We start from the raw sequence: 11,753 nt of genomic DNA on the forward strand, positions 1-11,753 counted from the left end.
GCCCCTCATGGGCTGATGACTGTCTGGGAGGTTTGGTTCGGACCTCTTTGCACGGCGTTTGGGCTCAAGCGGTCCCGCACTCATCCTGTCCGCGTGCTATGTTTTGGGTTAGTTGCTTCAACTAGCGCGCATGTGGGGGGAATCTGGTGCATTCGATTCAGGACTCGCAGAACCTACAACCCGAAGAGCAGGCTGTGGTGCAGATCGCGGCCAAGAATCAGGGGGTCTGCGAGATCGTCAATCGCCCTGAAACGCGCGGGCCGGCTATTCGCGCTGGCAACGACAAACTGTTCGATGCCAATGATCACTCTTACGCGATGCGGTGTTGCGAGACGATCCCGCACCTGATTGAGCTGCGGCTCTTGAAGGTATCGGGGGGCGCGAAGCGGTTTGAATTGACCAACTTTGGCTGGCAGTTGAGCCGCAAGTTGACCGCCGCGGAAAAAGCCGAAGACGGTCTGTTGAAAGATGACACCAAACTCGCTGCGGCGAGTCATTCTGACGATCAACACGCGCGAACGCAGCCGCTTGGCGACGACCGTCCGCTCTCAGCTCTCTTGATCGAAGAGCTGTCTGAGACTATCGAGTCTGAGTTGGAATCCGAGGAACAGAGGCCAGCTGTCGAGGCCCCGGAACAACCGCAGCTGAGGCCTCCGCGACCGGCTCGACGAGAGGTTCCCGACTTTGGGATGAAGCAAGATGCCAGTCCCAATTTGGTCGCAGCCCTAGGACTTGACGACGGGTTCCTGCCGCCAGAACCGCAGACGCTCGAAGAGACTGGTCTTACTAGCGCCGCCATTGAAGATCTGATTTTGAAGGTCGTGCAGAACGCCGGTTCGATGACGGGCCGGCAAATCTCGGACGTGATCTGCCTGCCGCTTGCAATACTGGAAGATTGTTTCACCGTGCTGCGGAACCGCCAGTACCTCTCGCCGACAGGGTCGGCGATGCTGGGCGACTATGTTTACCAGCTCACCGACAGCGGTCGCGAGCGGGCGCGACTGGCGCTGAAGGAGTGCGCCTACGCAGGGCCCGCGCCGGTGCCGCTCGAAGACTACGTAGACTCGGTCCACGCCCAGACAATTCGCACCGAGAAGCCCAAACGCCCGCAGCTGGAGAAGGCGTTTTCGGACATTAATGTCGAGCCCGAGATGCTCGCCCAATTGGGCCCCGCCATCAGCGCGGGTAGGGGCATGTTCATCTATGGACCACCGGGCAACGGGAAGACGACGATTGCTCAACGCATTACACGTTGCTTCGGTCAGAACATCTTGGTGCCGCACGCCATCGTCGAAGACGGGCAGATCATCAAGCTCTACGACGCCTCGTGCCACGAGACGGTCGAGTCGAAGCTTGGCGCCCTGCTGAAGGAGTGCGAACACGACCGGCGGTGGGTTCGCATCAAACGACCAACCGTTGTCGTCGGCGGCGAGCTTACGATGGACAGCCTCGAGCTCAAGCACGACCCCGTGAGCCACATCAGCGAAGCCTCATTGCAGCTGAAGAGCAACTGCGGCAGCCTGCTGATCGACGACTTCGGACGGCAGCGCGTGAATCCGACCGACTTGCTCAACCGCTGGATTGTGCCGCTCGAGAACCGCATCGACTACCTGGGCCTCGCCAACGGCAAGAAGATTCAGGTGCCATTCGAGCAGCTGATCATCTTCTCCACTAACCTCGAGCCTCACGACTTGGCAGACGACGCCTTCCTGCGCCGCATCCCGTTCAAGATTGAGATCGGGGCACCCTCACGCGAGGAATTCGCCAAGCTGTTTAGCATGTTTGCGAAGAAGCTAAAGGTGGAGTGCCCGCCAGAATGCCTGGAATACTTGCTCGCCAGCCACTACGACGCGTGTGGTCGGCCGCTGCGCCGCTGCCAGGCGCGCGACCTGCTCGACCAAGCGTCCCACTTCTGCGAGTACAACGAACTTCCTCCAGTAGCGACTCCGGAGATACTGGACCACGCGGTGAAGAACTACTTCACTGCGTTGGAGGGGACCGAGTAGCCGCGACGCGGCGTGTTCGCGCGACAGGCACTTGTCGATGACTGCGTGGCTAAGGACCCCTTGATTTGTAATCGCGAGCACGTAAGCCGGCCTCCCGATGGTCGACCTCGGAACAATGGCGGCGTGGGAATCAACAGGGAGCGATCGCTGATCCCGGTACCGGAGTTGGCTGCGACTCGACCGGCACTACCAGCGACGACAAACCTTGGCTAGCCGTCGCAGATTGCTGGTACCGCACGGCGCTGATTGGATCGAGCACAAGACTGGCGAGTCCCTCGCTACTTAGGTAGCCGATTGGGCGGTTGTCATCGTCGACCACCACCATCTGACTTTCGTCAGAGACCGTGAATGCATCGAACATCTCGCTGAGCGTCTGGGTCTGGTGGAGTGTCGGTGGTTGCCGAAGCGTCTGCGATCCGCTCGAAGACGCCAACTGGCCGGGGTCGATCACTCCGACTAGCGTTCCCTCATCGTCGACGACAGGGAAGCATGGCGAGCAGAGCAGTTGGGGCGATACAACGCCGGCCGCTAGGCCGGAATCGAGTTGATGCGTTGTAAACGTAATGGGGAACATTTCCATTAAGTCCTGAGCGATCACTTCTTCGAACGGCACGCCTTCGTCCATGTTGGTCCGCCAGGTTGAGATCTGATCGCGCAGCTGTTGGGCGTGTACTACACAGTCTCCACCGCAGCTCTGCAGGTGGCAAAAGGTGGTTTCACACTGGTCGAGTTGTGCGGCGATGGACTGATCAGCGGACCACGGCACGACCAAAGCGGACAACGTCGGCGAAGTGCGAGCGGCCCGGGCCAGGGTTTCACAGCTTGAATAGCTAGTGGCGAGCTGTTTGGCGAACTGCTCAGCGGCTTCCGGCGATCGATTCAGCAGAAGCGCAAAGGCGTTTGCCGCCAGCACGCCCCCAATCTCCTGTTCTCCAAGATCTTCAGCGATGCACTTGGCAAGATTCGTCGACAGGTGCTGCACCGCCCGGACGCCGCTTTGCTGTTCGATAAGCGGCAGGAAGTCGACCCCAACGACTAGCAGGCTGACGGGGCCTGTCCGCCCCGACAGGTTTCGCTCTTGGATCTGGCGTTCGAGTCCACGTCGACTAGGCAACCCCGATGCGGAATCCAGCATCGCGTGCTGGCCAAGCCGGCGTTCGAATTCTAGCCTACGCACGCCCGCCCTCAGCCTGGTGAGGAGCTCTCCAAGGTTTGTGGGCTTTCGCACAACGTCATCGACGCCCAACGTTAGCAACCGCTCACAGCTTTCCCCGGACGTGAAGTCATGGATCGCAATGCGATACTGGTAATGGGCCGTACGAGTGGCCGAGATGATTTGATCTGCTTCCTCCCCAACGAGCGTATCGATCAGCAGAATTCCGGGGCACGTATCCCGCCGCCACGGGCTGTCCTCGCTGTATTCCGTCGTGGCAGTTACGTGATAACCGAACAGCGACAGGGTCCACGACAGCTCACGGAGCACAGCGCGGTCGGTCGAAACGATTGTGACGGATAACGCGGATTCGTCGGTCTTCACGGCCAGTAGTATCCATTTTGTGAGTCGGCGCTGAGGTACCCCAGGCTAAAGCGTAGCATTCGCCTTAGCTCTTGCTGCGCGTCCTGCCCAATAAGGTAGGGTTTCGATGCCCACAGAGTTCGCGGACACGGTATGGTCTGCGCCTTCTCAGCCGAGGTTTACCCCCGCAGCAATCGAGGCCAGCAAAAGTGTTCTCAGCACTCACCAACGCGCAGGACGCCCGCCCGCGGTTCGAGTACTACCCGCTAAACAGCCCTCAGCTTCGGTCGGTAGAAGTAGATGAGTTCCCTTTCGTGATTGGACGGGGTGAGACCGCAACTCTGCAGGTGAATTCGACTTCGGTGTCGCGCGAACACGCCGAGGTCACCAAGACTCCCACGGGGTACCGGCTCCGCGACCTGGGAAGCACCAACGGCACGAGCGTGAACGGCCAAGCCACGAACGACTCTCCACTCGCCGATGGCGATTCGGTAAGCGTGGCCGACATCGATCTCACGTTTGTTTGCACCTCCATGGGAAGGCTGCAGCGCACCCTGACGCGACCTCTCGCGCGGCGGTCTGCTCCGCCCCTGCCGCGGGGTATCCCGCGTGAAGTCGCCGAGTCTCGCGGGATGAGCGAGGCGCTCCTTTACCAGTGCCTGCCAATTGAGTGGAGCCAGATCGTGCACCACGACTCGCAGCAGGTTCAAGCCGCAGCCATCAAGATCGCATCACCGCTAGAGTCGTGGATGCAAGTCGCCGACAGCAAGGACCCGGCCGCCGTGGCCTCGCGACTGGAGTCGCTCGCTTGGCAGCTAGCTTGCGAGCAGGCAGACCAGAAAGCGGCAGGACTGCCTCTACTGCTCGGCGTCGCACAGCGTGAGACCTACAGTCAGAATCTGCTCTCCGCCATCGAAACGGCCGCCGCCTGGCTGCCGACGCGACGCCGCATTGGGATCTCGATCCACTGGGAGTGGACGACCGATGCACCCGACGCAGCGCGGGTCTGTCAACTACTTCGCGACCGAGGCGTGATGTTATCGGTGGATGGTTTCGCAGGCGGCGGAGCCTGCATCGACGCGATGCAGCGATTCCCGCCCGATTATTTAGTTTTTGCCGAGCGACTGATCCGGGGCATCGCTACCCAGCCCAGGCGGATGCAGCAACTCGGCGTTCTGCAAGCCAACTGCGAGGCCTGCGGGATCAACACGGTCATGCCGGCATCGATATCGCACGAAGACGAGCTAGCGTGTGGGCAGATCGGCATCGGATCGCAACGACAGAATGCCACGCCCCAGTGCAGCGCCAGCGTGCCGCCCGAGCACGCGCTAGCCTGAGTGACAATAGGCACTTTTCACAATGGGGCTCCGTCCCCAAACTAGCAAACTGAGCACCGATGGCCTCAACAATCGCCACTCAAAGCACAGAAACGGCCGCCAAGCAGGCCGACGAGACCTCCTCCCTGACTGGAGAGCCGGCGGGATCGCAGAAGAACGGAATCCAGCTGCCGAGTGGCTACGTCACCACCGAACGCATCGGGTCAGGTGGGTACGGGGAAGTGTGGCGGGCGACCGCGCCGGGCGGCGTGGAGAAGGCAATCAAGATTGTCTATGGGCACTGCAGCGACGATCTAGCGGAGCGGGAACTCAAGTCGCTTGAGCGTATCCGTCAGGTGCGCCACCCCTTCGTGATATCGCTCGAGCGATTCGAGGTATTGGACGGGCGACTAATTATTGTCACCGAGTTGGCGGATATGAGCCTCGATGCGTGCTTCAAGGCCCACCAGGCCAATGGGCTGGTTGGAGTCCCACGCGAAGAGCTGCTGCGATACCTGCACGACGCCGCCGACGCGCTTGATTGTCTGGTAGATCAGCACTCCCTTCAGCACCTGGACATTAAACCTGAAAACCTCTTGGTCGTCGGCGACCACGTAAAGGTCGGCGATTTCGGGTTAGTAAAGGAGCTGGCGAATCGCACTCTCGATTCGATGATGGGCGGAATGACCCCGCTCTACTCAGCGCCCGAAGTGTTCGACGACCAGCCCTCGAAGCGCAGCGATCAGTACAGCCTGGCGATCGTTTTTCAGCAGATGCTGACGGGTCAGCTCCCCTTCCCAGGACGAACGCCGGCGCAACTCGCGAAGCAGCACACGCAGGCGGAGCCCAACCTGCAGCCGCTAGTAGAAAGCGACCGTACGATCATCCGACGGGCATTGGCAAAACGCCCCGAAGCACGGTTCGCCAGCTGCCGCGAGCTGGTGGCCGCCCTAGAAGCCGGGCGAATTACTCCGCCGCCCAAGCCCGTTGTTGGGGAGAGGCTCAGTTCGGCTAACGCCTCCGCTGACGCCAGCGGGTCGGCCCCCTACGCAGCGATGAAGACCGAGGCGCTTGCGGCATGCAAGGCGTCCGAGTCTGCGACGCAACCCAAGGGCGGCTCGGCTCAAGATAGCGCCGACACTAAGTCGAAGGCCAATCTCTCTTACCCGACCGCGGACGCGTGCAGCCAGGTCGTCGATGTCGAGACGCCCGATACGCACGCGGTCGAGCTGGACTGCCCGCCAACCCTGCTAGTCGCAATCGGAGGCATGGGCGCCGAGTTGCTGCAGCGCGTCCGTCAGCAGATTGGTGACGCGAATCCAGAGCGGCTGTCGGATGGGCTCCTGGCCTGGTTGGCGATTGACACTGATCGCCAGAGCCTCAATGAAGTAATAGGCGCGCACTCCGAGTTTGGCCTGCCTGCCGACGACGCACTACACACCCCGCTCAAACGCCCCAAACAGTACGGCGACGCGTCGCAGAACTTGCTGGGATGGGTAAGCCGCCGGTGGCTCTATAACATCCCCCGCTCGCTTGAAACTCGTGGCTACAGACCGCTCGGACGTATCGCCGCGGTCGATCATGCAGAGCCTATCCTGCGTAGCTTGTACCATCGCTTGAACCAACTCTCCGAGTCGAACCCCGGTGCGAAGCGCTTGCGGGTAGTGTTCTTGGCCGGCGCCAGCGGCGGCACCGGCGGCGGCGCCCTGATCGACATCGCGCAGGCGTCGCGGTCGCTCTCCAGAGATCTGGACGTTGAGCTTCAGATCGACAGCGTGCTGATCCTCCCGGAGCGACCCGCCGGCGTCGCCGATTCCCTCCCAATTGCAAACGCCTACTCGCTGCTCACGGAGCTCGCACACTCTCAGCAGCACGGCAATGTTGGCGAGAGCTCGCCCCACGGGCCAGCCGCACGTTTCGAATCGCAACAATCGCCCTTCGACGACTTCTACGTGGTGGTGGCCCCCCCAAGGACCGATCCTCAACGCCGCCAGCAGGCTCAGCGTTCGATCGTCGACTACCTGGCGCTTGACACGACCCCCGCCGCCGCTCTCCTGTCTGCGTGTCGACGCGCGCTCAAGACTGATAGCTTCCGATTGCGAACATTCGGGTGCGTCTACATGACTCCGGATGACGACCCGGGTGACCTTCTTACTCGGCTGAACGCGAGCGCGCTGGACAGCAGCCACCGCAGGATGACACTGCTTCTGTCTTGCGGCGATTGCTTGCAAGGACCAGACCTCGTAGCCCAGCGGCCTACGACGCGAGTGATCGACGGATGGCAGGGACGGACGACGCTTGTTGCCGAAGGCGCCGACCTCGCCCCACTCACGCTCGCGACGCGTCTGGCGGAGCACTACCCCGACATCGCAGAAGCTGCCGAGCGACTCTTCACCCGTAAAGATATCAATTGGCAAGACCTGCGACTGAACGGCGCCCCTGACTAGGCGTCCGCGCCGGGGAGGGTAGCAAGCCGAAGCGGAGAGCGACGTGCCGCTTCCTGGCATTCTTGATTGGCGAGCACCAACGAAGGCACGCGCGTCTGTTGGCGAGTTTCAGGGGTTTGAAATTGGGGGGAAGCGATATCCCCTTCGCCCTCCGGTGCCGTGCGTAGTTGCTACCTGGCCCGGCGGCGGTCGCCACCGAGGGGAACCGTCACAGAGCACAAATCCGTAGCCGTCGACGCGGGTGTCGTAGTAGTAGAACCCCCTGTTCCCGATCCGATATGCGACCTACATGCGATGGGCGGCGCCTGCTGGGGGCGAGGGTAGCCAGCGAGGACCCGACCGGCTAACTAGGTTCTTCCCGACGGCCCCCCGCGCGGGCTACGCCCCGGGTGGTCGGGAAGTTTTTTCACACGCGGTGCATTGAATACCGGTGGTGGTGGTTGGGGGCGCGGAGCATTGGCGGCGTCTCTGTGGGTAGGCCGTTGGGTAGGGAAATGGGTAGCGTTCCGCTCCCCTTGTACGCAGGGATCAACGGTTGCACTAAGCTGCCCACCGCCTATACTCGGGGAAACCAGCCAGAGCACGCTGACAGCCGAGGATTTCAGCGAATGGGCGTCTGGCCGAACGCGGCGTTCACACCGCAGAGGTCACAAGTTCGAGTCTTGTATCGCCCACTTCTTTTGCCCGCTCGGCTGTAGCGGGCGGCCGTCGCTGTTCCGGTGCGGCGGCCTGCGGGTCTATGACGCGGCGGCCGTCGTTGTCAAATTGTCGACGGTCGCCAATGGGTCAACGGACATCGGACCGTCAGCGGGAGCCCGGCTGATGGCGCCACCGGCCGCGACGCTCGCTTGCCGGTCACACAAGATGGCCGATTGGTGACGGTAATTTGGGCCGGCCCGCTAACATGGCCGGCCCATGCCTGTTCCCCTCCACTCAACGCCGGTCTCTGCTGGCCCGCCGGCGCCGTTGCCGGCGGGGGTGACGCGGTGCCCGCAAGCCGGGCCGCAGACGACGCTCGAGAACTGCTGCGCGGTGCAGGTCTACCTGCGTCCGCTCGACGGCGGGGCGCCGTTCAGCGTCATTGCCTGGCGCGACCGGCCGGCCCGCGTCCGGCCGATCGGCAGACCGCGGATTACCGCGCTGCGGCCGGGCGATTGGGCCCGGTGGAATGGCGGCGTGTTCGTTGTGGACGGGATCGAGGTGTGGCGTTAGGCCGCACGACGCATCTGGCGGGGGCCACGAGCGGTCAAACCTTGATCGTCGCCCCCGCGGCCAGCGGGCGGAGCTCTTCCATCAGCTCGCTGATCTGCAGCCGCTCGCGCTCGCGGAAGCGGTGCAGCGGCTCGGCCATGTGGTCCTGACAGATGTCCAGGCAGGCGAGCCCCGACTTGATGCCCTTGATTACCGCCGACGAGTGGCTGCCCACCCGGTACAGGTCGGTGACGCGGATCACCTGGCGGTGGAGCTGCTGCACGCGCTCAACCTCGCCGTTCAGCGCCGCATTGTAGAGGTCGACGTAGAGCCGCGGGAAAAGGTTGGCGCCGCCGTTGACGCCGCCGTGACCGCCCAGCAGGGTCGACTCGGCCAGCAGCTCTTCCGGCCCGACGAGGATCGACTTGTGCGGGTGCTGGTCGAACACCCGCCGCGCCAGGTGGAAGTACACCATGTTGGCCGAGCTGTCTTTGAAGCCCACCACGTTGGGGTGCTCGAGCGCGTGGCGGAGGGTCTCGATCTCGATGTGCAGCTTCGTGCACGACGGCATGTTGTACAGCATGACCGGCAGGCAGAGGTCGCCCACGATCGCCTCGAAGTACTCCTGCAGCTCGGACTGCCCAGCCGGGAAGTAGAACGGCGGCGCAAGCACCACGCCCTTGGCGCCGCACTCGGCGGCGTGCTCCGTCAGCCGCAGCGACTCGGAGTACGAGGTGTCGGTCACGCCGACCAGCACGGGGACGCGGCCTGCCGCCAGCTCGCAGGTCCGCGCGACGATCTCCCGCCGCACGTCGTAGCCGAGGCTCGGGCCCTCGCCGGTGGTGCCGAGCACAAACAGCCCGTGCACGCCGCCGCCGATGATGTGGTCGACCAGCCGTTCCAGGCCCGGCACGTCCAGGTGGTCGCGGTCCACAAGGGGCGTGACCATCGGGGGGATGATGCCGGAAAACATTGGCTGGCTGGCTGGTTGGTCCACGCGGGGGGTCGCCTGCAAAGTCGTTGAGTCAGAAGAATCGCACGCACCGCAATTCTAATCCAAGCCAGCGGACACGCCCACCGAATCCCGCCACGACGGCAACTTCGAGCCCCGGCACAGGCGGCCTGTTGGAATCGATTGGCGCGTCCTACGCAGGCCGCAATCTCGAAGAATGCACCGCATGCGGAATCGACGCCCCACCGGCCGTTCGATGAGGTGGCCGGCATCCGGCGTCTCAAAAAGGGGCCCCGCAGTGCCCCCAATCAGTGCCGGACAAGATTCCTGCCGCCCGATCCCCGCGGCGGCCAAGGGGCCGTGGAGGAAACCATTCGCGGCGAACACCCGAGCGTCTCGGGCGCCGCCGTACGACGGCATCTAGGATTGCATGCCGACCGACTTCGCACCGACGATAGGGCGGGCCGCTTGCAAGCAGCAGCCCACGGCAGGCTGATCCCCGCTGCCCTGTCAAGCGGTCTTGCTCGCATGCGGACGCTGCTGGGCCTGGTGACCCTCGCGGGAATGCAATTGCTACGAGAGCCGGGCAAGCCAATGCTCCTTCGCAACTGCTCGAAATTCTACCCACCCTAACATGCCGAGACGCTTTGCTGTGGTTGGGCGGCGATGATAGCTTTAGGCCAAGCAAACGAAGCTGGCGCACCGGACGCGGCGCGCCAGCATCGGTCAGCGAAGACCGACAGCAAGGCGTGCGCTCACTGAATACCGACTGGCCTCGATCGAGGAAATGAAATGGCGAACATTTTAGTGGTCGGCAGCATCAACATGGACGTCGTCACGCCGATCACGCGTATGCCTGCGGCAGGCGAGACCCTGCATGCTGGCGATGTGGACTACCTGCCTGGCGGAAAGGGCGCCAACGCCGCGGTCGCCGCGGCCCGGCTGGGGGGCGAAGTCCGATTGGTCGGGTGCGTGGGTGACGACCCCTTCGGCAGCAACCTGCAGGACCATCTGCGCCGAGAGCGGATCGACGTCAGCCGGGTGCGTGTCGCGCCAACCAAGACGGGAATCGCGGTCATCCTCCTCGAAAAGGACAGCGGGCAGAACAGCATCCTGGTCAGCCCTGGCGCCAATGCCCTCGTCCAGGCCCCCCAAGACGACGCGTGGTACGCGTGGGGGGAGGTCTTAATGCTGCAGCTCGAGTGCCCGCTTTCAACCGCCGTCCGCGCGGCGCAACTGGCGCGACGAAACGGCGTGCTCGTGATCCTGGACCCGGCGCCCGCGTGCCCCCTGCTGCCGCCTGAGCTGCTGGGCGAGGTCGACGTGCTGCTCCCCAACGAGACCGAGCTCGCCACGCTCGCCCGGATGCCGGCCGGCTCTCTGGACGAGATCACGGCCGCGGCCAAGAGCCTCCAAGTCAGCACCGGCGTGCCGACGATCATCGTCACGCTGGGCCCACGCGGCGCCCTGATCGCATCCGACGCGGGGCAGTTCCTCGCGCCGCCGGCCCCGGTAGTGGCCGTCGACACCACGGCCGCCGGCGACACCTTCGCCGGCGCCCTGGCGGTAGCGCTCGCCGAGGGCCTACCGATCTACGACGCGGTGGCGTTCGCGACTAATGCCGGCGCGCTCGCCTGCACCGCGGTCGGCGCCCAGTCGGCCATGCCGACCCGCGCCGCTGTGCTCGATCGACTCGAGCAGCTCCCCCGTAGAGAAATCGATTAGGCGCACCCGGTGCGGCGCCGTTAGAGATGCCGCTTGAGAAACTCGAGGTACACCCCCCAGTCGTCCGTAGTCATCCCGTGCCCACCGTCGTGCATGTAATAGCCAAGGGCGCCGCCGATCAACCGCCCGGCTTTTGGAAGGTGCTCGGCCTCAATGCCCGACTCGCCGAGCAGTTTGTAGACGGGCGTGGCGGCTTTCGCGGCTAGGAACTCGCCCTTCGGGTCAGACCACTTGTCCTCCGTACCCGTCTGCAGCAGCAGCGGACGCGGCGCCATCAGGGCGATCAGCTGGTGGGCGTCGACCGGCGCGGCGTCCGGGTTGGCGGCCCACTCGCCGTAGTTGGCGGCGAACTGGTACTCGTACCGCTTGGGGGACGCCAGGTGGGCGATGGTCTCGCCGTAGTTGCGGCGGCTGAGGGCTGCCCCGCCCTCGCCGGAGCAGCTCGCGATCACCGCCGCGATCCGCTGATCGTTGGCGCCGGCCCACAGCACGGTCTTGCCCAGCCGCGACACGCCGGTCAGTGCCACCTTACGCCGTTAACCCTCTGAGTTGGTTAGCGGTTTGTACTTGCAGTTTGGTCGCCTTGAGGATTTTGGGCGG

Annotated in this window: 8 protein-coding genes; 5 read left to right on the plus strand and 3 right to left on the minus strand. The window is 63.7% G+C overall.

Annotated features, from left to right (window positions below; translation table 11 throughout):
* Window positions 1–194: 194 nt before the first annotated feature.
* Window positions 195–2,006 carry an AAA family ATPase gene (locus tag Pla123a_RS21305; protein WP_231956584.1) on the plus strand — a complete coding sequence of 604 codons (1,812 nt, stop codon included), beginning with the start codon at window positions 195–197 and terminating at the stop codon, window positions 2,004–2,006.
* 130 nt (window positions 2,007–2,136) lie between these two features.
* On the opposite strand, the gene Pla123a_RS21310 is transcribed toward Pla123a_RS21305, so the two are convergent.
* Window positions 2,137–3,543: a CBS domain-containing protein gene (locus Pla123a_RS21310; protein ID WP_146590762.1), complete on the minus strand. Its 1,407-nt coding sequence runs from the start codon at window positions 3,541–3,543 to the stop codon at window positions 2,137–2,139.
* Window positions 3,544–3,731: 188 nt separating this feature from the next.
* Here Pla123a_RS21310 and Pla123a_RS21315 point away from each other — a divergent pair, with 188 nt between their 5' ends.
* From Pla123a_RS21315 to Pla123a_RS21330, 3 genes are all read left to right on the plus strand, one after another.
* Window positions 3,732–4,859, plus strand: coding sequence for an FHA domain-containing protein (locus Pla123a_RS21315; protein ID WP_197528170.1), 1,128 nt, complete (start codon window positions 3,732–3,734; stop codon window positions 4,857–4,859).
* A gap of 59 nt (window positions 4,860–4,918) precedes the next feature.
* Window positions 4,919–7,285 (plus strand): protein kinase domain-containing protein, encoded by a 2,367-nt coding sequence (locus tag Pla123a_RS21320; RefSeq protein ID WP_146590766.1) that lies wholly within the window; start codon window positions 4,919–4,921, stop codon window positions 7,283–7,285.
* A 915-nt stretch (window positions 7,286–8,200) separates the two neighbouring features.
* A complete protein-coding gene (locus tag Pla123a_RS21330; RefSeq protein WP_146590768.1) occupies window positions 8,201–8,497 on the plus strand; it encodes a hypothetical protein in 297 nt (98 codons plus the stop codon).
* Between the two features lie 34 nt (window positions 8,498–8,531).
* On the opposite strand, the gene Pla123a_RS21335 is transcribed toward Pla123a_RS21330, so the two are convergent.
* The gene (locus Pla123a_RS21335; RefSeq protein ID WP_146590770.1) at window positions 8,532–9,449 is read right to left on the minus strand and encodes a dihydrodipicolinate synthase family protein; all 918 of its coding nucleotides are present in this window, start codon (window positions 9,447–9,449) and stop codon (window positions 8,532–8,534) included.
* Between the two features lie 771 nt (window positions 9,450–10,220).
* Here Pla123a_RS21335 and rbsK point away from each other — a divergent pair.
* Window positions 10,221–11,153, plus strand: a complete 933-nt coding sequence (gene rbsK / locus Pla123a_RS21340) for a ribokinase (protein WP_146590772.1) — start codon at window positions 10,221–10,223, stop codon at window positions 11,151–11,153.
* Window positions 11,154–11,173: 20 nt separating this feature from the next.
* Here rbsK and Pla123a_RS21345 read toward each other — a convergent pair whose 3' ends face one another.
* Complete coding sequence (locus tag Pla123a_RS21345; protein ID WP_146590774.1) at window positions 11,174–11,680, minus strand: glucuronyl esterase domain-containing protein; 507 nt, start codon at window positions 11,678–11,680, stop codon at window positions 11,174–11,176.
* Between the last annotated feature and the right edge of the window lie 73 nt (window positions 11,681–11,753).

It is taken from the genome of Posidoniimonas polymericola (genome assembly GCF_007859935.1).
GTDB lineage: Bacteria > Planctomycetota > Planctomycetia > Pirellulales > Lacipirellulaceae > Posidoniimonas > Posidoniimonas polymericola.

What these genes read in the sequence shown, in the direction of transcription:
- Pla123a_RS21335 (WP_146590770.1), bottom strand. Translation starts at nt 9,449, where the DNA reads ATGTTTTCCGGCATCATCCCCCCGATGGTCACGCCCCTTGTGGACCGC.
- rbsK (WP_146590772.1), top strand. Translation starts at nt 10,221, where the DNA reads ATGGCGAACATTTTAGTGGTCGGCAGCATCAACATGGACGTCGTCACG.
- Pla123a_RS21330 (WP_146590768.1), top strand. Translation starts at nt 8,201, where the DNA reads ATGCCTGTTCCCCTCCACTCAACGCCGGTCTCTGCTGGCCCGCCGGCG.
- Pla123a_RS21320 (WP_146590766.1), top strand. Translation starts at nt 4,919, where the DNA reads ATGGCCTCAACAATCGCCACTCAAAGCACAGAAACGGCCGCCAAGCAG.